17 protein-coding genes and 1 pseudogene are annotated in these 21,792 nt (G+C 39.1%); 4 read left to right on the forward strand and 14 right to left on the reverse strand.

Features of this window, described 5'->3' with window-relative positions:
- Positions 1–6: 6 nt before the first annotated feature.
- Together MKL33_RS15380 and MKL33_RS15385 are read left to right on the forward strand one after the other, a co-directional pair.
- On the forward strand, positions 7–2,112 hold the full coding sequence (locus MKL33_RS15380) for a RelA/SpoT family protein (RefSeq protein ID WP_002116807.1): 2,106 nt from the start codon (positions 7–9) through the stop codon (positions 2,110–2,112).
- 144 nt (positions 2,113–2,256) lie between these two features.
- Complete coding sequence (locus MKL33_RS15385; RefSeq protein ID WP_002116996.1) at positions 2,257–2,640, forward strand: RidA family protein; 384 nt, start codon at positions 2,257–2,259, stop codon at positions 2,638–2,640.
- 39 nt (positions 2,641–2,679) lie between these two features.
- On the opposite strand, the pseudogene MKL33_RS15390 reads toward MKL33_RS15385, so the two are convergent.
- Positions 2,680–2,757: pseudogene (locus MKL33_RS15390) on the reverse strand (hypothetical protein); the annotation flags it as partial.
- 102 nt (positions 2,758–2,859) lie between these two features.
- Here MKL33_RS15390 and MKL33_RS15395 point away from each other — a divergent pair.
- Together MKL33_RS15395 and bfr are read left to right on the forward strand one after the other, a co-directional pair.
- Positions 2,860–3,054, forward strand: coding sequence for a bacterioferritin-associated ferredoxin (locus MKL33_RS15395; protein ID WP_009392016.1), 195 nt, complete (start codon positions 2,860–2,862; stop codon positions 3,052–3,054).
- A 243-nt stretch (positions 3,055–3,297) separates the two neighbouring features.
- The gene (gene bfr / locus MKL33_RS15400; protein WP_005067113.1) at positions 3,298–3,762 is read left to right on the forward strand and encodes a heteropolymeric bacterioferritin subunit Bfr; all 465 of its coding nucleotides are present in this window, start codon (positions 3,298–3,300) and stop codon (positions 3,760–3,762) included.
- Between the two features lie 43 nt (positions 3,763–3,805).
- On the opposite strand, the gene MKL33_RS15405 is transcribed toward bfr, so the two are convergent.
- The 13 genes from MKL33_RS15405 to MKL33_RS15465 form a co-directional block, all read right to left on the reverse strand.
- Positions 3,806–5,434, reverse strand: a complete 1,629-nt coding sequence (locus tag MKL33_RS15405; protein ID WP_069037141.1) for a PglL family O-oligosaccharyltransferase — start codon at positions 5,432–5,434, stop codon at positions 3,806–3,808.
- A gap of 293 nt (positions 5,435–5,727) precedes the next feature.
- A complete protein-coding gene (locus tag MKL33_RS15410; protein WP_069037142.1) occupies positions 5,728–6,240 on the reverse strand; it encodes a pilin in 513 nt (170 codons plus the stop codon).
- Positions 6,241–6,588: 348 nt separating this feature from the next.
- On the reverse strand, positions 6,589–7,149 hold the full coding sequence (locus tag MKL33_RS15415) for a TPM domain-containing protein (protein WP_069037143.1): 561 nt from the start codon (positions 7,147–7,149) through the stop codon (positions 6,589–6,591).
- Complete coding sequence (locus MKL33_RS15420) at positions 7,143–8,225, reverse strand: TPM domain-containing protein (protein WP_069037144.1); 1,083 nt, start codon at positions 8,223–8,225, stop codon at positions 7,143–7,145. Before MKL33_RS15420 ends, MKL33_RS15415 begins: the two co-directional genes overlap by 7 nt.
- A 24-nt stretch (positions 8,226–8,249) precedes the next feature.
- On the reverse strand, positions 8,250–8,840 hold the full coding sequence (locus tag MKL33_RS15425; protein WP_002117090.1) for a LemA family protein: 591 nt from the start codon (positions 8,838–8,840) through the stop codon (positions 8,250–8,252).
- Between the two features lie 143 nt (positions 8,841–8,983).
- Positions 8,984–9,859 (reverse strand): metal-dependent hydrolase, encoded by an 876-nt coding sequence (locus tag MKL33_RS15430; RefSeq protein ID WP_069037146.1) that lies wholly within the window; start codon positions 9,857–9,859, stop codon positions 8,984–8,986.
- 176 nt (positions 9,860–10,035) lie between these two features.
- Complete coding sequence (locus MKL33_RS15435; protein WP_002117101.1) at positions 10,036–11,457, reverse strand: glutamate synthase subunit beta; 1,422 nt, start codon at positions 11,455–11,457, stop codon at positions 10,036–10,038.
- Between the two features lie 69 nt (positions 11,458–11,526).
- Positions 11,527–16,002 (reverse strand): glutamate synthase large subunit, encoded by a 4,476-nt coding sequence (gltB, locus tag MKL33_RS15440; RefSeq protein ID WP_171259326.1) that lies wholly within the window; start codon positions 16,000–16,002, stop codon positions 11,527–11,529.
- A 461-nt stretch (positions 16,003–16,463) separates the two neighbouring features.
- Positions 16,464–17,333 carry a hypothetical protein gene (locus tag MKL33_RS15445; protein ID WP_002117066.1) on the reverse strand — a complete coding sequence of 290 codons (870 nt, stop codon included), beginning with the start codon at positions 17,331–17,333 and terminating at the stop codon, positions 16,464–16,466.
- Positions 17,334–17,349: 16 nt separating this feature from the next.
- Positions 17,350–18,432, reverse strand: coding sequence for a 3-dehydroquinate synthase (gene aroB, locus MKL33_RS15450; protein WP_270907301.1), 1,083 nt, complete (start codon positions 18,430–18,432; stop codon positions 17,350–17,352).
- A gap of 28 nt (positions 18,433–18,460) precedes the next feature.
- Positions 18,461–19,030 carry a shikimate kinase AroK gene (gene aroK / locus MKL33_RS15455; protein ID WP_002116987.1) on the reverse strand — a complete coding sequence of 190 codons (570 nt, stop codon included), beginning with the start codon at positions 19,028–19,030 and terminating at the stop codon, positions 18,461–18,463.
- A gap of 11 nt (positions 19,031–19,041) precedes the next feature.
- Positions 19,042–21,192: a type IV pilus secretin PilQ gene (pilQ, locus tag MKL33_RS15460; RefSeq protein WP_141314781.1), complete on the reverse strand. Its 2,151-nt coding sequence runs from the start codon at positions 21,190–21,192 to the stop codon at positions 19,042–19,044.
- A 62-nt stretch (positions 21,193–21,254) separates the two neighbouring features.
- The gene (locus MKL33_RS15465; protein WP_068563956.1) at positions 21,255–21,782 is read right to left on the reverse strand and encodes a pilus assembly protein PilP; all 528 of its coding nucleotides are present in this window, start codon (positions 21,780–21,782) and stop codon (positions 21,255–21,257) included.
- Positions 21,783–21,792: the final 10 nt, after the last annotated feature.

Consider the following 21,792-nt stretch of genomic DNA (forward strand, 5'->3'; position numbering starts at 1 on the left):
TGATTTATGCCAGGCGAAGAGGTCAGCCAAGCCAAGCAACAGCTCAAATTGATTATCGACCCTTACTTATCGGTAAGCGAAGTCGAAAAAGTGCTTGCTGCCTGCGATTTTGCCGATCTAGCGCATACTGGCATTACACGTAAAAGTGGTGAGCCCTATATTCTGCACCCTATCGCTGTAAGTTGCATTCTTGCAAACATGCGTTTAGATGCTGAAACTTTAATGGCAGCACTTTTGCATGATGTTATTGAAGATACTCAATATACAAAAGAAGATATTATTGAAAAGTTTGGCCTAACAGTTGCAGAGCTAGTCGATGGTGTAACCAAACTTAGCCAATCAAGCGATAAAGAATATAATAAAGCAGCTTCATTCCGAAAAATTCTGCAAGCGACCTTACAAGATCCACGTGTCATCATTATTAAATTAGCAGATCGCTATCATAATATGACCACTCTAGGTGCTTTACGTCCAGATAAACGTGCCCGCATCGCTCAAGAAACTTTTGATATATTTGTACCGATGGCAAGATTAGTCGGCATGAATGAAATGGGCGATAATTTAGAAAATCTTTGTTATCAAAACCTTGACCTTGATATGTTTGATAACGTTCAAAATGCTTTGCTTCAAACAAAGCCCGAACGTTGTAAATATCAAAGTATTTGGGAACAAAACCTCGCTGAACTTCTGCATAATTATCATATTCAAGGCCGTATTAAAAAGAAAAATAACAATATCGAATTATTACGCCATTTCGTTAAAAACGAGATGGATCTCCAAGAGCTTACCCATAGTCATGCTTTTGAAATAGTTCTACAAAGCATTGCTGACTGTGACCGCTTAGAAGAAGCATTAAGAGAAAACTTTCAGGTTATCCAGTACCAAGACCACATTCGTCGACCATTACCCGGCGGTAATCAGTCTTTATTGATTAAACTTAAAGGCGAAAAAACAACACTATCTCTTACCATTCAAACCGAGCTTATGCGTAAAGCTGCCCGTTTTGGGGTAGTGTTAGGCGAAAATGCGCCGCAAACTTGCCGCTCTGCCATTCAAGCTTCAATGCAGAACTTAAATACATTAATTGACGGTGAATGTGCTAAAACAACTTTTAATGATTTGCTTGATTATCTACACCAAGAAAAAATCTGGGTATATACACCACACGGTCAATTGCATGAGCTACCGCAAGGCGCTACCGTAGTTGATTTTGCTTATTCAGCAAGCTTATTTTTAGGTAACCATGCGGTTGGTGCAAAAGTCGATGGAGAGATTAAACCACTCTCTACCCCTTTAGTTAGCGGTCAGGTTATCGAGATTATTACGGATGTTTTAGCGACACCAAACCCAGACTGGCTAAGCTTTATTAATACGCAAAAAGCGCGTCGTGCATTACAGCATGTGCTTAAAGATCAAGATATCGAAGAACAACGTCTAGTTGGTGCACAAGCCCTTTCTCGTGCACTAAAACTTTTTAATCGTTCAATCAATGATCTTTCTGAAGCTGACTGGTTAGATCTATTGCAGTGGCGCCACATCGATAATAAAAATACATTGTTTGAACAAATTGCGGTTGGTGATTTACTACCTCAGCTTGTAGCAAATCACTTGTTTGCTCATGACAAACATCCGCAAGTAGAAAACTCAGATCGACTTATTCAAAGTACTGAAGGAGTCGACGTTAAATATGCACACTGCTGCAACCCTATTCTAGGCGATCCAATCCAAGGACATTTAACGCGTCGCGGGTTAATTGTGCATCGTATTCGCTGTCATAACTTACTACATGAACAACATCTACACCCTGAGAATATTATGCCGCTTCAATGGAAAGCAGATGATGTAGATGATGTCCGTTTTACAGCCTACCTTGCTATTTATATGGCGATGAATGATGAACAAGTATCAGATCTGATTTATCAATGCCGTAAAAACAATGCTGGTGTAGAGATGGTTCACTCAAATGAGCAAAGAACTTTTGTGAATATTGTAGTGAATAACCGTAAGCACATTGCAAAAGTCATTCGTGATTTACGCATGCACTATGGTTTCCCACGGATTGAACGTTTAGACGCTCCTGCTCCGCAAATGGAAATTTCAAAAGTAAGCTAAATTTCTATAGAGACAATTGACTAGATTTATGTTTCCTTAACAAAATCAAACTTTCCAAATTCACTTAATGAATTAAATCGATGATACTTTTGTCCAAAGCTATCATCGATTATGATGGAAATAGATTTAATCAAGGAGAACCAAATGTCCCGCCAAGTCATTCATACTGAAAATGCCCCTGCTGCTATCGGCACATACTCTCAAGCTATTTTAGTAGACAATACGTTATATCTTTCAGGGCAAATTGGTTTAGACCCATACAGTATGGAACTTGTAGAAGGTATCGAAGCTCAAATTCGCCGTGTATTTGATAATTTAAAAGCAGTTTGTGAAGCTGCTGGTGGTTCACTTGCAGATATTGCTAAGCTCAATATTTTTTTAACTGATCTATCAAATTTCCAACTCGTAAACCAAATTATGGGTGAATATTTTGCTCAGCCCTACCCTGCACGTGCAGCTCTTGGTGTAGCAAGCTTGCCAAAAGGCGCATTAGTAGAAATGGACGGAATTGTAATTATTAATCAATAAGATACAAAAATTAAAATATCTGAATTTCACTATTTAGTTTTTTAAAACACGAACCACCTTGGCATAAAAATCTAAATTCTTCTTGGATTTCCGCTTAGGTGGTCTTTTTTTATTCAAAATCCCAATAATGATAAATGAGATTTTAAATGAATTTCATTGACAAACGATAATAATTATCAATAATATCAATTATCGCATTTATATTTGGGGATCACTCCCATGTACGTTTGCTTGTGTCGTGGCATTACCGATCAGGATATTAAAGACGCTGTTGAAAATGGCGCTGAAAGCTATCGTGAAATTCGCGACTTGCTTGATCTTGGTACATGCTGTGGACGCTGTGCACCAGAAGCCCGCGCTATCATTAGCGAAGAATTAGCAGAAATCGCTGCTCGCATTTCTGTAGCTGCATAATAAAAATTAATATTTAACAAAATTTATTGACTCCTCCACCGCTTTTTGCGGAACCTTTATAGTTCCTCATTCAAGCGGTTTTTTTTGACTTGAAAACCTCCTTTCTAATATTGTGTTGTTTTTGATTGCGATTTTCATTTGCTGTTCCATAAATTACTCGCCATCTCCGTGATTGTTCACTAAAATGGATTTATAGATTGCCTTAATTAAGTTTGAGGCAGAAATTGTTTTGGAGTAGCTACAATGAAAGGCAATCGTGATGTCATTAATCAGCTCAATCAAGTGCTGTATCATCATTTAACTGCAATTAATCAATACTTTTTACATTCGCGTATGTTTAATGACTGGGGAATTGAGCAGCTTGGCTCTGCTGAATATAAAGAATCAATTCGTCAAATGAAACATGCCGATAAAATCATTGAACGTATTTTATTTTTAGAAGGACTACCTAACCTTCAACATTTAGGTAAGCTTTATATTGGTCAACACACAGAAGAAGTTCTGCACTGTGACATTCGTAAAGTAAAAGAAAATATAGAAGCAATTCAAAAAGCGGTTGCTTTAGCTGAAACAGAGCAAGATTATGTCACTCGTGACCTTGTTCAAGAAATTCTAGAAAAAGAAGAAGAATACTGGGACTGGCTAGATACTCAAATTGATCTTATTGGCAATGTTGGTATTGAAAATTATATCCAGAGCCAAATGTAATTTCTCATAAAAAAATCCCCTTATACTTAAGGGGATTTTTTTATTACTTCTCTTTTAGTAATTCCGATAGCGTTATTTTTTGCTTATAAAGATGTTGCAAAATAAATATTTGCTGCTGTGCCTGTTCTACTTTCCCGTTGTAAGCGAGCAATTTTGCGTATTTACGTAAGTTATATGGAGTAGGCTTATTCTTTATAAAATTTTCCCATTCAACCAAATCACCTTCAGATAAAATATTTTGGGGATTAAGTTCTATCCAACTTAAACGCTGCTCAAACTGTGTTAAAACAAAAATTTTACCACTTCCCATAAATTCAGCGTTTGGACGCTTATTATTAAAAAGCAAATTACTATTCAGAACATAGACATTGTAATCACGTAGAATTGCAATAATAAGCAATAAACTTACAACCCATGATAAGCGAAGAAGATGTTTGTTGAGGATAATTCCCTTAAGTACAGTAGTTTGTGCTTGTACAATACCCAGTAGGAGTCCACAAGTAAGTAAGAAATAAGCATAGCGCTGTGGAAACTCTAGCATGGCATGAATAAGTACTGTACATACCATCATAATTGCAATAATTGAGATGGTATTTTTAGCCTGTTGATTTAGCCAAAGAAACCAAAAAACAAAGTAAGTAATGATTACAGCGCCTAATGGGATACCATTCCAGATGATGATATCCAGTAGCACATTATGAGCACTAGTCGTCCACTCTCCTGTTGGGAAAGCATGATAAACCGTCATTTGTGCCACACTAGTTTGATTCCAACCATAACCTAACCAAGGGTGCTGCTGTACAGCAAGCAACATTTGTGACCAGATATTAAAACGCAAATAACCAGAGCTTGCTCTTTCAACCAAACTACTTGCTTCGGTTACATCAGTACTTGACCAGGCTTCAATTAAATTAGTAGCAAATGGTAGAATTACACCAGCCATTACGAAAAAACCGACGCACCACAAAAAACCTTGAAAAACTCCAAATCTTTTTTGTTTCCCAAATTGTTTAAGTATCCAGTAAATGAATAAGAATGGAAAAACGATCCATGATGTTCGTGATTGACTTAGAGCAATTGTGAACAAAATAATCAGTGCTGAAGGCAATAACAACCAAAGTTTTACTTTATTCTTTTCATATAAGTATAAACATCCTAACAACCCAATAGTTAAGAATGTTGCCATGTTGTTGGGTTGACCAAAATTTCCGTAAGGACGGTTACCAATTAGATGAAGTGTATAAATTAAATGTGATTCAATATTCAGCCACTGGAAAATTGCTATAAGACTAGTTAATAGCGATGTAATAATTACTAGTAAGCTAAAACCTGAAAAAATTTGATCTCTCTTTTTTTGATCTAAAGATAGGTTGTAGCCAGCCAAGACCATAAACCAAAAACCTAATAAGTAAAATGTACTTAATAAAGCCGTACTTAAATCAAAAACTAAACCAAAGCCCCACTGGACAATAGGAATTAAAGTAAATGGCAACAACAATAGTTGTGCTCTAGGAATTTTAATATTTTGCTGAATTAGAGCGACTAATACGCATAATCCAGCCCCAAAAGTACTCACTTCACTCGAAAACATAACCCAAGGGCTATAGTGAAATGGAGACAACCATGCAAAACCTAACAGGATTGCAGCGAGGAATAGGAAGAATACTTGCATAGTGAAAGGCTAGAGACCAAAACTTGTGGGAATTATACATGGAAGAAAGTAGGAAAAATTCGCTTCCATTTATATCTTTCCGTTCCGTTTAGAAACTTGTTCTTATGACAATAAACTTAAATAATTTTTATCATTGTATTAAATTTTTTACTATTGTATTTATTTTATATAGCTTCTAAATATAAAATTTAGAGTAGCACCTATATTCTGAAAAATACAAAAGAAAATATCTAATAATCTTTTAATCAAAAAAAATGCACTCAATTGAGTGCATTTTTTTTTGAAAATGTAAATTATGATGCGGCACTTAATGATGTAACAACACTACATGACTTGGCAGCATATTTTCCATCAATAGTTGTTTCACAAGTCCATGTACCATCTTCTGCACGGTGTAATTGAACTTTATTGCCTTTAATACCAGGGTTACCAGTATTGAAAGTAAGAACAATATTACCCGTACCAGCCGTTGTTGATTTTTGTTCAAGTGTAATTGCACCAAAAGAAGGCTGAACAATCCCTAAACCTTCTTTCATACGTTGATCCGGTAAATATGGAGTTGTTACATTTCCTTGCGCATCTTTCACTTCCGCTTGTGATGGTTTCTTTCCATCTGGGAAGAAACCATTTTCCATTACATAGTTCTCTAAACCAGTTTTATTAGACGTCAACGTTTGAACAGCTGAAGCAACATTTGAACGCCCAACATAATTTTGATACTGTGGAATTGCAATCGCAGCTAAAATACCAATAATGGCAACTACGATCATGAGTTCAATTAATGTAAAACCTTTTTGTGCATTCATAGCCTTTTCCCCAAAGATTGTATGTATGTTTTTATATAAGCTTTTTCAGCTATCAACTATATTGCAGCATCCATGCCAACTTTTATTTTAATTAAAAAACAAACACTTATGCCAGAACTAACTATTCTTAAATATTAAATAGGTGTAAGTAATTGACAAAAAATGTCATATAAATTTTTATAAAAACAATTCACACATTAAAAAAAATAAATTACACAATTCAAATTTTATGTTTATTTATGTGAACAAAATCTCTTTAAAAATAAATAAGTAGGTGACATTTTTTGTCAGTCACCTTTAAAAGTAAAATTATGAAAATTAGCCAATATAAGAATATTACAAGGCGAGTTAATTAAGAATAATCGGAGCATTCCCCAATTCATTGGATTGATCTGGCATGTTCTCATCATAAAAACGTGACAATACCTCTCCAATTTGTTGTACGCCAATCACTACAGCTTGTTGATATTGTTGTTGTTTAAGCTTTTGTACTATTGCTTCACAAATCTGTTGCCAGACTTGCTCGTTAGTCGTATTTCTAATACCACGATCAAATATAATTTCTACTGTTCGTTCACATAAATTTAGGTATAACAATACGCCACTATTTAAGGCAGTATCCCAAACGCCCAATTCTGCAAATAACTGCTGTGCTCTTAAACGAGTATTTTGTCTGTAGGCTTGTGAGCATGGAATATGACCTTCAATTACAACCTGTATTTCCCCAACATGCCCATGTTCTGCTTGCTGTACAACGTCTGCAATAGCTTGCTTATCTTGTTTTGAAAAATAACGACTACTGGCAGGTAAATAGCATAAATGTTTAAACCAACGTTTTATGCTTGGCTCTACAGATTCCTCAATTTTTGGTTGAGTAATAATTTGTGTTGTTTCTGATGTTGTTACCATGAGCCTGAAGCACCTCCACCGCCAAAACGACCTCCGCCGCCACCATAGCCTCCGCCACCTCCGCCGAAGCCTCCTCCGCGTCCACCACCACCAGAACCACTTAAAATGGCCTGTAAAATAAATTGGGCAATTGATGTAATGAGTAAAAAGAAAATACCAAAACCAAGTAGTAAGCTAGTGACTAGCCCCGCCCCATTTACAAATCCTGCTACTGCAGCAGCAACACCTGCTGTAGAGGCACTAAGCGGACGACCAACAATAAACGAACCCACAATTCCAGCAACAAGAATAAATAAAGCCATTGTCAGCGTTGTCTGCTTGGCTTGCTGTTCTTCTGCAGCTTGATGCTGACGTTCTTTTAAATCTTGGGCAGCTTGCTGTGCTACTTCTGGATCTAAATTTAAAATTCTTCCTATTTCATCAAGACCTGCACTCAAACCTTGGGCATATTGGGCTTGTTTAAAATAAGGTGTAATTTGGTTTCGAATAATCCGACTTGCCACAATATCCGGCAACACACCTTCTAGGCCATAACCAGTTAGTATTTGTATACGGCGGTCATTTACAGCGACTGCAATGAGTAATCCATTATCACGTTTAGATGATCCCAATTGCCATTTTTCACCAACACGTAATGCATAATCAAAGATATCTTCTTGGCCAGTGGTAGGAACAATCACAATACCAATCTGCGCTTTGCCTTGTTGGTATAAACTTAGAATTTTTTGATCAAGTTGCTGCTTCTCAGCTTCGCTTAAGATATTGGCTTGATCAATAACAGGCTGGTTTAAAGTTGGCAAACCACGAATTGATTCCCCATCAGCCATATCATTAGTAACTTGGACTTGAGGAGCAGGACTTGAAGCAGCTTGCCCCTCTAATTTAGTTGCAGCAGCTTGAGTTTGTTGCTTTTGTATAATTTTGCCAGCAACTACTGCATCAGCCTCATCGGTAGCAGTTGCAATATTAGTTTCACTCCATGCCGTATTCTGAAAAAGAACACCACAACAGAGCAAAATTAAGGTCGAGATAAAGACCTTAATTTGCTTTGATTGAAGCAATAGAGTATTTCTCATACGGCACTCCTTTGATTTATAAAATTAATCAAAAGAAACTTTTGGAGCCTGTTGTGCAGATGCTTCTGCAGAGAAATTGGCTTTTGGATGCATACCAATTACTTTTGCTGTTACTGCCTGAGGGAACTGACGCACATATGAGTTATAGTCTTGTACTGTTGTAATATAACGATTACGTGCAACAGCAATACGGTTTTCAGTACCTTCAAGCTGAACTTGTAATTCTTGGAATTGAGTATTGGCTTTCAAATCTGGGTAATTTTCCGAAACAGCAATGAGTCGAGATAATGCCCCTGTTAATTGACTTTGAGCCTGTTGATATTTTTCAAGTAAAGCCGGATCTTCTAAAACTTCTTTATCAACTTTTAAACCTGCCACATTAGAACGTGCCTGTGTCACTTCAGTTAATACTTGCTCTTCGTGCTTAGCATAACCCTTAACTACGTTCACAAGATTTGGTACCAAATCTGAACGACGTTGATATTGGTTTTGTACTTCAGACCACGCTGCTGTTACAGCCTCATCTTTTACTTGTAGAGTGTTATAGCCACATCCCGAAAACAGTAAGGTACTGGCAAGTGTTGTTGCGATCGCAAATTGTTTCAACGTTTTCATCGTCACATTATCCTCAAGTTTTTCTTTATATTTTTAACCTCTTTACCTGATTGTATGATGAATTAGGCATTATTGTGTTGCTTTTATTTTATTGATTTAAAAAAAACCGGATTTTTAAATCCGGTTATCTATTAGCTCAATCGCTAATCTTTTTCTTGTTCAAAACTTGCCATTTGATATTCTTCTGCTAAAGAGCTTTTCCAATAATTAACCATCCTGCCATAATCTTTCTGACTCGGATGAAAGTCTTTTTTGTAATATGCGAAGTATTCAGGCATTAACTGAATAAACATCTTCATCAGCAAATATAATCCAAATAAATTACCCCCAATTTTAGGTAAGCTATTCCATTTATCTTGCCAAAATAAACGAGTTGTCCCATAAAAAGCGAGACTCGCAAATCCAGTAGTGACGCTACGCATGAGTAAGCGACGGATACGATCATCACCATATATGTGTTGATAAACATCAAATGCAACCGAACGGTGTTCAATTTCTTCAATCGCATGCCATACCCAAAGTTTTAGCGCATCTTCATCTAGGGTTTTTAATAACTCTGGATGTTGTAAAACATATCCCCCAAGTAAAGCAGTGAAATGTTCAAATGCACAGGTGAGTGCCAATTGCAGCTTAGGTGGAATTGTTCTTAAATATTTATCGCGCTCATTTAGCCAATTTTGAAAACTGTCCAGATTATAATTATCCCGTCGCCAAGCTTCATTAAACTCACCATGTGCTTTGGAATGCATGGCCTCTTGTCCGATAAACGCTGCAATTTGTGCTTGTAGCTGAGGATCTGAGACTTTATCACGCACATTACGGACGCTATTTACAAAAAACTGCTCTCCTACAGGAAATGTTGATGAGAGTGCAGTTAAAAAATGCGACATGAGGGGTGAATTTGCAAAATAGTGCCGCTTAATCGCCTTTGGATTAAATTCAAGACGACGCACTGTAATACCCAACGCTTTTCGACGATTTAAATATGATTTTTCTGCCGTCATACCTGCGATGTTCATATTCAACACCTACTGTATTGAAGAAGGAAGTTTCGAGTATGTCGCGAGCTTTAAACGCTAAAAAGGGCAAAAAAGCTTATTATATTTGCCAAAAACATCAAAGTGACTAATGGTAGACAATAAAAAAAAAGCCTACTTGAAGTAGGCTTTTTTCAGTTATTTAACAAATTAATTTATTAAACACCAAGATAATCCAAAATGCCTTCGGCAGCTTGACGGCCTTCCCAGATCGCAGTAACGACAAGGTCTGAGCCACGTACCATATCACCACCAGCAAAGATTTTCGGGTTTGATGTCTGGAATTTGAATTCTTGCTTTTCAGCTGCGACAACACGGCCTGAACCATCAAGATTAATATTCACATTACCAAACCAGTCTGCTGGGCTTGGGCGGAAACCGAAAGCAAGTAAAACTGCATCAGCTGGTAATACTTCCTCAGAACCCGGAATTGGCTCAGGGCTACGACGGCCACGACTATCTGGTTCACCCATTTGTGTCGTTACCACTTTTACGCCTGTCACTTTGCCGTTTTCACCAACGATTTCGACTGGTTGACGATTGAATAGGAATTTCACACCCTCTTCGTAGGCATTTTTTACTTCACGTGCAGAACCCGGCATATTGCTTTCGTCACGACGGTATGCACAAGTTACATCGTGAGCACCTTGGCGTAAAGAAGTACGGTTACAGTCCATAGCGGTATCACCACCACCAAGAACAATAACTTTTTTACCATCTAGGCTAATGTATTCACTTGGATCTTTTTCCCAACCTTGGCAACGATTCACGTTAGAGATTAAGAAATCAAGTGCATCATAAACACCATCAAGATCTTCACCCGGGAAACCACCTTTCATGTAGGTATAAGTTCCCATACCCATGAACACCGCATCATATTCTGCAAGTAATTCATCAATCGTGATGTCTTTACCAATTTCAGTATTCAAACGGAATTCGATGCCCATACCCGTGAAAATTTCACGGCGGCGTTTCATCACATCTTTTTCCATTTTAAATTCTGGAATACCGAATGTAAGTAAACCACCAATTTCAGGACGCTTATCAAATACAACTGGTTTAACGCCACCGCGAGCTAGAATATCTGCGCAGCCTAAACCAGCAGGACCGGCACCAATAATTGCAACTTTTTTGTCAGTCCATTTTACGCCTGACATATCTGGACGCCAGCCTAAAGCAAAGGCTGTGTCATTGATATATTTCTCAGCATTACCAATGGTTACTGCACCAAAACCATCATTTAAGGTACAAGCACCTTCACACAAACGGTCTTGTGGGCATACGCGACCACATACCTCAGGTAGTGTGTTGGTTTGATGACAAAGCTCAGCAGCTTGGAAAATTTGGCCTTCAGCGATAAGTTTTAACCAGTTTGGAATGTAGTTATGTACAGGACATTTCCATTCGCAATATGGGTTACCACAGCCTAAACAACGGTGTGTCTGATTAGTGACAGTTTCCGATGTAAAAGGCTTATAAATTTCCACAAATTCTGCTTTGCGGACAGTAATATCTTTTTTCTCTGGATCTTGGCGTGGTACATCCAGAAATTGAAAGTCATTATTTAGGCGTTCTGCCATGTCTCTCTCCGTGGGTAGGCGCGGATTTCCTTGTTGCCCGCACCTGCCTATGTCTTTGCAGTCGTGGAATTATTGTGGGTCAGCTTGTGTTGTTTTCAAAAGCGTTTGCAAGTTAGCAGCTTTTGGTTTCACAAGCCAGAATTTACGGCTGTAGAAATCGAACTCATTGCGGATTTTATAAGCCCAAGCACTACCAGTTTCTTTGATATGCTCATCGATAATACGCAACAAGAACTCTTTATGATCTTCCATAGATTCTGTTGAGATACGATTTAAATCAATCAATTCATGGTTGTAGTAATCTACGAAGTCATTATCGAGGTCAAGTACATAAGCAAAACCACCAGTCATGCCCGCACCAAAGTTATGGCCTACTTTACCAAGTACAGTCACAACACCACCTGTCATGTATTCACAGCAGTGGTCACCCGCACCTTCGATTACAGCAAATGCGCCAGAGTTACGAACTGCAAAACGCTCACCCGCTGTACCTGCTGCAAAAAGCTTACCGCCAGTCGCACCATACAAACAGGTATTACCAATAATTGCTGTGTTTTGTGTTTGGAAAGGCGAACCTTGTGGTGGGAAAATCGAAATACGACCACCCGCCATACCTTTACCTACATAGTCGTTTGCATCACCTTCAAGACGGATGTGTAAACCACCAGCATTCCAAACACCAAGAGACTGACCAGCTGTACCAGTTAAGTTCATTACAACTGGATGTGCTTCCATACCCAAGTTGCCGTAGCGACGAGCAATTTCACCCGAAACACGAGCACCGATTGAGCGGTCACAGTTCACGACGTTGAAGTTGAACTGACCACCAGCGCTTGACTCAATTGCAGGCAGCATTTCAGTGACCATTCTCTCAGCCAATACACCTTTATCGAATGGTGCATTACCTTCTACTTGACAGTATTGTGCTTTACCTTCAGCAGAAGGATGAGAAGTTAACAGAGCACTTAAATCAAGGTGAGCATGTTTTTCAGTTTCGCCCGGTAATACTTCAAGCAAATCAACACGACCAATTAAGTCTTTCAATGAAGAAACACCTAGTGCAGCCAACCATTCACGAGTTTCTTCCGCAATAAAGTGGAAGAAGTTGATGAGCATTTCTGGCTCGCCAATGTAGTGCTCTTGACGTAAATGATCTTGTTGAGTTGCAACACCAGTTGCACAGTTATTTAAGTGACAAATACGGAGGTATTTACAACCTAAAGCGATCATTGGTGTTGAACCAAAGCCGAAACTTTCAGCACCTAAAATTGCTGCCTTGATTACATCAAGACCAGTTTTTAAACCACCATCAGTTTGTACACGCACTTTTCCACGCAAGTCGTTTACACGAAGTGCTTGATGCGCCTCGCTAAGACCCAATTCCCATGGAGAACCTGCATGGTGAATTGAAGAAAGTGGAGATGCCGCCGTACCACCGTCATAACCAGAAATGGTAATGAAGTCCGCATATGCTTTAGCAACACCTGCTGCAATTGTTCCTACACCCGGCTCAGATACCAATTTCACAGATACCATTGCTTTCGGGTTAACTTGCTTCAAGTCAAAAATTAACTGAGACAAATCTTCAATTGAGTAAATGTCGTGGTGTGGCGGAGGTGAAATTAGCGTTACACCCGGTACTGAGTAACGTAAACGTGCGATTAAGCCATTTACTTTACCACCCGGTAACTGACCACCCTCACCTGGTTTCGCACCCTGAGCAACTTTAATTTGCAATACTTCAGCAGAAGTTAGGTATGCAGGAGTTACACCAAAACGACCAGATGCGATCTGTTTGATTTTCGAGTTACGAATTGTTCCGTAACGAACAGGATCTTCACCGCCTTCACCAGAGTTTGAACGACCACCAATCGTGTTCATCGCGATTGCAATTGCTTCATGTGCTTCTGGAGAAAGAGCGCCTAAAGACATCCCTGCCGAGTCAAAACGAGGCAAGATATCTTCAACTGATTCAACTTGTTCAACTGGAATTGAGTTCGTTGTTTTTAACTTAAATAAGTCACGAATAGTCGCTACTGGACGATTATTCACCAGCTCAGCATATTCTTTAAAGTCTTCGTATTTACCAGAGCGAACGGCTTTGTGTAATGCGTTAATCACATCTGGGTTAAACGCATGGTATTCTTTATCAAATACGAATTTGAGCAAACCACCCTGATCAATTGGCTTACGATTTGACCAAGCTGTCGCTGCTAATTTTTTCTGGTCTTTTTCAAGATCAGCAAATGTTGCACCCTGAATACGACTTGGAACACCTAAGAAACATTGATCTACCACTTCTGATGATAAACCTACTGCTTCAAATAGCTGACCGCCACGATAAGAAGCAACTGTAGAGATACCCATTTTTGAAAGAACTTTTAATAAGCCTTTCTCAATACCTTTACGGAAGTTTGCTTGAGCATGGATTGGGTCACCTAAAAGCTCACCTTTAGCGATCAAGTCATTGATCACGTCATATGCAAGATATGGGTAAACAGCCGTTGCACCAAAACCAAGTAATACTGCAAATTGATGCGGATCACGTGCAAAACCAGTTTCAACCATGATGTTTGCATCAGTACGCAGACCAGTTTTGATGAGGTAATGATGTACCGCACCTGTTGCAAGTGCTGCGTTTGCTGGCAGTAAACCTTGACGGATATTCTTATCTGTTAAAACAATTAAAGTTTTGCCATCACGAACCGCTTGCGCCGCTTCTTCACAAATACGCGTGATCGCAGCTTGCAAGCCTTCTTCTTCAGCATAGTTTAAATTGATATCAACTGCTTCATAACCCGGACGCTCGATGCTACGGATTTGCTGCATTTTTGAATTTGACAATACAGGGCTAGAGATGATGATACGGTCAGCATGCTCAGGGCCTTGCTCAAATACATTCTGCTCACGACCTAGACAGGTTTCAAGCGACATTACAATTGACTCACGTAGCGGGTCAATTGGCGGGTTCGTAACTTGAGCGAACTGTTGACGGAAGTAATCTGTTACGTGGCGTACTTGACGAGACAATACAGCCATTGGCGTATCATCACCCATAGAACCAACAGCTTCTTGTCCACTTTCAGCAATAGGACGCAGCAATTGATCACGCTCTTCAAATGTCACCATAAACATTTTTTGAGCTGCTTTTAAAGCATCACCAGTTAAGCCTTTATCGACTAATTGTTCTTCAAGTTCTGGGTTTGCATTTAAACGAATCGCATGATCACGTAACCACTCACGGTACGGACGCATGTTTTTCAAATGTGTACTAACATCTTTAGTATCAAGTACTTTGCCTGTTAAGGTATCAACTACCAAAATTTGGCCAGGACCTACACGACCTTTAGAAACTACGTCTTCAGGCTCATAACCCCAAACACCGATTTCAGATGCCAAGGTAATGTAATCATTTTTGGTAATTACCCAACGCGCAGGACGCAAACCGTTACGGTCAAGCATACAGATCGCATGACGACCATCTTGAATAACAAGACCAGCTGGGCCATCCCAAGCTTCCATGTGTTTAGAGTTGAACTCATAGAATGCGCGTAAGTCTGCATCTAAAGTTTCTACGTTTTGCCAAGCTGGTGGTACGAGCATACGTAAGGCACGGAATAAATCCATACCACCACCGACTAAGATCTCAAGCATGTTATCTAAGCTTGAAGAGTCCGAACCCGTACGGTTAACGATTGGGTTAAGCTCAGTAAGACCTGGTAATAATGGGTTTTCAAATTTAGGAGTACGCGCCAACGCCCAGTTACGGTTTGCTGTAATTGTGTTGATTTCACCATTATGAGCAAGGTAACGGAATGGTTGAGCCAACGGCCAACGCGGTAATGTATTAGTAGAGAAGCGTTGGTGGAATACCACGATATGTGATTTTAAACGCTCATCAGCTAAGTCTGTATAGAACTCAGCAATTGCAGCCGGCATCATCAAGCCTTTATAGCTGATTACTGTCGAACAAAGCGTAGTCACATAGAATGACGGATCATTTTGTAATTGTTGTTCTGCACGACGACGTGCCAAGAATAATTTACGGTTAAATTCGACTTCAGTCACGCCCATTGGACAGTTCACAATGACCTGTTCAAAAGCTGGTAAAGATTGAAGCGCAATTTCACCTAATGCATCGTTATTTGTAGGGACAACACGCCAAGCCAGTACACGCAGGCCATCTGACTCGATTTCTTTCGTTAAAATATTTTTAGAATGTTGCGCTAATGCCGGATCAGTATTTAAAAATACAGTACCCACAGCAAAAATTTCACTCAGTGTAATATCACTCAGTTTTTTTGCTTCATCACGGAAAAATTGCTTTGGCATCGCCAATAATAAGCCGCAACCATCTCCCGTCTTGCCATCTGCGGCAATACCACCACGGTGCGTCATGCAACTTAAACTGTGAATCGCGGTTTCAACTAGATGATGACTTGATTCACCCTTCATATGGGCAATCAGTCCAAAACCACAGTTATCCTTAAACTCATCAGGTTGATATAAACCTTGAGCGGGAGCTACAGTATTAGGCGATGGCATGTGCATAGCGTACCCTTCTTTCAATAAGGCTCTTTCGAGCGTCAAACAAACAACTTCTTTTTGCGATAGTGCCTACGGACGACAGTTAGCTCAATGTTTCACAAAAAAAATTTTTGGGCTGATAAGCCAATATACGCTGTTCCATTTTTACGTACACTGGTTTTTGCTAGAAAAATGTTTTGACTTATTTCGCACTCTTTTAAAGCAGTTCGACCCCTCGATCCTGCATGGAATTTACTCTTTAGAGCGCTAAAATAGTTTACAGCACATTAATAAGCACAAGAATAAAGCAAAAACTATGCCAATGTTATTTTTTGCAATTAAGTATTTATAATTGTTGAAAATAGGTCGATTTTATTCGCGTTATCATTTTAATAAATGACTAAATATGCACCACAGTTGATCAAAAAATATATATGACTATTATTATTGCACCATATTTGTGCAATACATCCTTATAATTAATTACCTCTTGTGCCCTCATTTGTTGCATTTTTTGCTGTAGGTTCTGTTGTACGATTCTGTTGAGCCTTTTTAGCCACATCAACTGCCGAATTAGACTGATGTACATCCACAACATTCCCCTCAGCATCTCGACGAATAATCGTTGTACGAGTTGTAGAATTTGTTGCTGGAGCCGTTACTTTAGGTTGTGTAGCCACGCCGCCCCCTATGAGTAAGGACTCATCAATTTTGGGCAGAGCAGCTGGACGTAACCGCACTTCATAAGTTTGGCTAATACCACCTTTCATTTCATCCGCCCCTAAATCATTGACTAATGGCGCATAGGTCGAAAATTGTTGCGGTTGAGGTTTAATTGATTCAGGTAAATCAAGATTAAGTTGGGTTAACTGCTGAATTGCATCTTCAGAACGTTTAAATACACCATATGTCAAAACATATTGTTCAGATTGCTTATCTCCACTTAAACGGAAGTAGATAAATTTATTTCGTTCTGGACGATTTTTTAAAAAGTTTTTAATAATATCTTCATCAGACGCACGGAAAAGCTCAAGCGTCCATTGTTTCTTGTTTTCATTAATAAATTTTGTACCGCGGAACTCTGCCTCATGTTGACCAGAAGCAACCGTACGGGTTGTTAAATCAAGAGGTCTAACTTCATCAGCTAAAGCCCCTAAATTAGCCGTTGTTGCTACCTTCTCTGGCTGAATTTGCACTGGCGCATCCGAATCAGCTGATTTTTCAACTTCAACCAGCTTTTTACTATCGGTCATTACCCAAAAAATAAAAGCGAGCAACAAGCAGACGATACCACCCACCAACCAGATATATTGTTGAACATTCTGCCAAAGTGTACGTGATACAGTCATGTGTTACCTTAATTTATTATCCGTGTTGATTTGCCAAAATAGCTTGTTTCATGAGTTCAACATCAAAGTCTTTAGTAATTACTGCTTGCCCAAGTTGCTTTAACAGCACTAAACGTAATTGACCATTGAGAACTTTTTTATCATGCGCCATATATCCAAGGAATTCATCCAATGGAATTTTTGGACATGATATCGGCAAATTAGCGCGTTGAATAATTTTTTTTGTACGCTCTACATCATCGTTTGAAATCAAACCTAAACGTTGTGATAAATCAGCCGCCATCACCATGCCTGTCGCTACTGCTTCACCATGCAACCAAGTGCCATAACCAAGATAAGATTCAATCGCATGACCAAAAGTATGACCTAGGTTGAGTAAAGCTCGTTCGCCTTGCTCTTTTTCATCGTTAGCAACAATTCGCGCTTTATGAGCACATGAACGATAAACAGCTTCTGCTAAAAGTTCAGCATCTCGCCCAATTAACCCATCCATATTTTGCTCTAACCAAACAAGAAAATCAGCGTCACCTAATAAAGCATATTTAATGACTTCTGATAATCCGGCAGATAACTCTCGATCTGGTAAAGTATCGAGTTGAGCCATATCAGCCAAAACAACTTGAGGTTGCTGAAATGCACCTAACATGTTCTTCCCAAGAGGATGATTAATCCCCGTTTTACCACCCACACTTGAGTCTACTTGTGAAAGAAGAGTAGTCGGAACCTGAATAAAATAAACACCACGTTGGAAACATGCTGACGCAAAACCAGCCATATCCCCAATAACACCACCACCCAAAGCTAAAACCGTACAATCACGATTAAAACCAGCTTCAAGTAAAGCATCAAAAATTAAATTTAGATGTTGAATATCCTTATATTTCTCACCATCTGGCAAAATACAAGTCGCTACAGTTTTACCCAAACTTTTTAAAGCTTCTTGATAATGAGATAAATATAAAGGAGCGACCGTTTCGTTACTCACGATCATGACCTGTTGACCATGAATATAAGGCTCAAGCAACTGCTTAGGATCAAGTTGACTGCCAATAAAAATAGGGTAACGGCGTTCGCCTAATTCAACATGTAAAGTTTGCATGAGTTTATAAAACCACAAGTAAGTTTGGCTATTTTAGCGGGTTGGACAAAATAAGTTGCAAAATCTTTTGAGCAAGATCACGAGCAGCACCCTGATTGGTTTCAATCGTGTAATGCGCAACTTCACGATATAAAGGATCACGTATTTTTAACAAATCACGTAATTTTTGTTCAGGGTTTTCAACTTGTAATAGAGGTCTATTTTTATCACGGTAAGTTCGTTGTAATTGTAGTTCTACAGGAGTGTAAAGATAAACAACAATACCACGTTGCTTTAGAAATTCGCGGTTGGGTGCTTGAGTAATTGCACCTCCACCTGTCGCCAACACTAAGGCTTTACGGGAAGTCAACTCATTTAACACTACTGTTTCACGAGTACGAAATCCAAACTCCCCTTCTTTCTCAAAAATCCAGGGAATAGTGGCACCTGTTTTGCGTTCAATTTCATGATCACTATCTAAAAATTCACGCCCTAATAGTTCGGCTAAATGACGTCCAACGGTTGTTTTTCCTGCCCCCATGGGCCCTACCAAATAAATATTTGGCAGGGTTTCAAACGCTTTGCTTGGCAAGGCGCCACCTATTTCAATTGCTTTCATTAAAAAATATATTAATGATTTCTCACCAAAGTGTCATTAACAATTCGTGGAGTAACGAAAATCAGTAACTCTTGCTTATCATCAGATTTCTGATCTTTCCTAAATAGGCGTCCAATTCCCGGTAAATCCCCAAAGAAAGGAACTTTGGTTTGAGAGTTAAGGGTTGTCTGCTCAAAAACACCACCAAGAATGACTGTCTCACCATTATTCACCAACACATTTGTCTTGATATTATTTTTATTTAGGATCAATTCACCATTAGGAGCCGCACCCGAAACCGAATCCTTTGAAATATCCAATTTCATTTGAATTTTACCATCAGGCGTAATGTTCGGTGTAACATCTAGGCTTAATAGTGCATCTTTAAAAGAGGTACTTGCTGTAGCACCAGCAGCAGAATTCGTTGTAGTTTGATATGGGACCTGTTGACCTGTTGCAACTTTTGCAGGCTGTTTATCTGCAGTCATTACTTTAGGGGTAGAAATAACCTCACCATAGCCATCAGCTTGTAATGCAGAAAGTTCAAGATCAAGCATAAAATCAGACATACTAATCAAGCCAAAGGCAATACTCCCAGCCGGATTGGTTACACCTAAATCGACATTTAAGTTATCTGGACGTTCAATCGTGTATTTCCCGTCGTCATCCGGTTCTCTTAAATTCCAAAGCGTTGTATCACTACCACCCACCAGCAAATTATTATTACTGTTTACCCCTTGGGATAGTATTCCCCATTTAACGCCGAGCTCTTTAGTAAAAGAAGTAGATGCTCTTACAATTCGCGCCTCAACCATAACCTGTTTAACTTGTACATCCAACAGATCAATCATTTTACGAATTTGATCAATCGACTGAGCCGTATCATTAATAATTAAGGTATTGGTACGATCATCTTGAGTAATTGTTCCACGGGGACTCAATAAACTTCCTACATTATTACCTAAACTATCAACACCAGTATTTAAATTAGTAGATGTAGAATTTCCACCATCAGATGTGCGCTGCATACCATTGCTATTATTTGAGCCTTGAGTAATTAAACTCATAATATCCTGAGCTTGCGCATATTTAAGTTGAATATACTCAGTTTGTAATGGGGCTAATTTCACGCTCTGTGCAACAGCTTTTGCTTCTTCTTCTTCAGCCTTGATCAGTTCCGCAACTGGAGCAATCCAAATTACATTTCCATTTCTGCGTTTATCTAAATTTTTAGTTTTTAAAATAATATCAAGTGCTTGGTCCCATGGCACATCTTTTAAACGTAAAGTGATATTACCTTGCACACTATCAGCCGCGACCATATTAATACCAGTAAAATCAGCAAGTAACTGTAAAACGCGACGAACTTCAATATCTTGAAAATCGAGAGAAAGCTTATTACCAGAGTAATTAGGCGTCTTATATAAAGAGGTTACATTTTTGTCCTGCGGACGCTTGAGACTAATGGTTAATTTATTTTCTGCCTGATAAGCCATATATTCATAGCTACCAGTAGATTGAATCGTAATAACGCCATTGCCTTTTTCATTATAAGATTCAATTGTCGAAACAGGGGTTGCAAAATCATTTACATTTAAGCGTTTAGCTAGATGTGTAGGAATTTTAGAGCCTAACGTTCTTACTACAACTTTGCTACCTTGTTGTTGCACATCAACAGGGGTATTACCTCCCAACAAGTCAATAACGATAAGGCCTTCCCCTTGACTACCGCGTTGGAAGCCGATGTTTGAAACACCTTGGGTTTGCATTGCACTTGCTGATACAGGTTTAACTACAGCTTGCGCAGAATTAATCTTTAAAATAAAAGTGTTGCCTTCAATACGAGTAGTAAAAGCACCTGCCTCTTTCAAATTTACAGTTAAACGTGAACGCTGATCATCGGAGCTTACATCGACCGAACTCGCTTCATTCGTTTTAATCGCTACTTTTGACTGTATTAAATTCTGCTGCGCTTTATTAAAATCTAAAATCAAACGTGAAGGATTCTCAAGCTGATAGGCCTGTGGTTGCGGTGGCAAGCCATCAAATATCACTCGAATTTCTGTTCCCTGACCCGTTATTTGCATCGGTACAATATTAGTCATGCTGACCTGTGCAGATGCAACCTGCATAATTGCAATCGCCACAGCTCCCATAGAAAACTGACGGAATACGTGATTCATTGTCTAACCATCCCCAATAAATAATCTTTAAAAATAATTTTTTCTTTGTTATTCCCTAAATTTTAGGGTGCGGGTCCAATTAACACTAAGGTTCTTGGTCTCTCCACATAGCCTTCTCGCCCATCAGGGACAATCTCCACCAGATCAATCTGAGTAGGACCAATATGGGTAATTCGACCTTGATTCATCCCGATATAATTCCCTACCTGTACTCGCTCAATTTGATGATCAGGTGTTTGGATCAGAGCCATGACTTGCCCGCGGCTGTTACGCATACTTCCTTTCATATTTAAGGACTCTAATGCATAGCTTTCGAGTGGCTGTGGTGCTCGTGAGAAATTCGGATATACTCGTTTCCCCGCCATAATTTTGAGCTCAGCAGCAAGTGAGCTTGGTAAAAATGGGCTCTTTAACTGATGGGCTGCATAATTAAATTGTGGCACAGGCGTAAAAACAGGCGCTGGTTCTATGGCTTGTGGTGGCTGATTACGTATATCAGCCATTTGCTGATTTACAGCATCGATTCTAGAGTCGCATCCAGCTAAAGCTAAACATGCCAAAATAGAAAGAGAAAATTGTTTAAGTTTCATCGTAATTCTC

This window comes from Acinetobacter sp. AOR43_HL, from assembly GCF_027854635.1.
Lineage (GTDB): Bacteria > Pseudomonadota > Gammaproteobacteria > Pseudomonadales > Moraxellaceae > Acinetobacter > Acinetobacter pittii.

Bases quoted from the DNA above. Each gene is read 5' to 3' on its own strand.
- MKL33_RS15380 (WP_002116807.1), top strand. From the start codon at position 7: ATGCCAGGCGAAGAGGTCAGCCAAGCCAAGCAACAGCTCAAATTGATT.
- MKL33_RS15385 (WP_002116996.1), top strand. From the start codon at position 2,257: ATGTCCCGCCAAGTCATTCATACTGAAAATGCCCCTGCTGCTATCGGC.
- MKL33_RS15395 (WP_009392016.1), top strand. From the start codon at position 2,860: ATGTACGTTTGCTTGTGTCGTGGCATTACCGATCAGGATATTAAAGAC.
- bfr (WP_005067113.1), top strand. From the start codon at position 3,298: ATGAAAGGCAATCGTGATGTCATTAATCAGCTCAATCAAGTGCTGTAT.
- MKL33_RS15405 (WP_069037141.1), bottom strand. From the start codon at position 5,434: ATGCAAGTATTCTTCCTATTCCTCGCTGCAATCCTGTTAGGTTTTGCA.
- MKL33_RS15410 (WP_069037142.1), bottom strand. From the start codon at position 6,240: ATGAATGCACAAAAAGGTTTTACATTAATTGAACTCATGATCGTAGTT.
- MKL33_RS15415 (WP_069037143.1), bottom strand. From the start codon at position 7,149: ATGGTAACAACATCAGAAACAACACAAATTATTACTCAACCAAAAATT.
- MKL33_RS15420 (WP_069037144.1), bottom strand. From the start codon at position 8,225: ATGAGAAATACTCTATTGCTTCAATCAAAGCAAATTAAGGTCTTTATC.
- MKL33_RS15425 (WP_002117090.1), bottom strand. From the start codon at position 8,840: ATGAAAACGTTGAAACAATTTGCGATCGCAACAACACTTGCCAGTACC.
- MKL33_RS15430 (WP_069037146.1), bottom strand. From the start codon at position 9,859: ATGAACATCGCAGGTATGACGGCAGAAAAATCATATTTAAATCGTCGA.
- MKL33_RS15435 (WP_002117101.1), bottom strand. From the start codon at position 11,457: ATGGCAGAACGCCTAAATAATGACTTTCAATTTCTGGATGTACCACGC.
- gltB (WP_171259326.1), bottom strand. From the start codon at position 16,002: ATGCCATCGCCTAATACTGTAGCTCCCGCTCAAGGTTTATATCAACCT.
- MKL33_RS15445 (WP_002117066.1), bottom strand. From the start codon at position 17,333: ATGACTGTATCACGTACACTTTGGCAGAATGTTCAACAATATATCTGG.
- aroB (WP_270907301.1), bottom strand. From the start codon at position 18,432: ATGCAAACTTTACATGTTGAATTAGGCGAACGCCGTTACCCTATTTTT.
- aroK (WP_002116987.1), bottom strand. From the start codon at position 19,030: ATGAAAGCAATTGAAATAGGTGGCGCCTTGCCAAGCAAAGCGTTTGAA.
- pilQ (WP_141314781.1), bottom strand. From the start codon at position 21,192: ATGAATCACGTATTCCGTCAGTTTTCTATGGGAGCTGTGGCGATTGCA.
- MKL33_RS15465 (WP_068563956.1), bottom strand. From the start codon at position 21,782: ATGAAACTTAAACAATTTTCTCTTTCTATTTTGGCATGTTTAGCTTTA.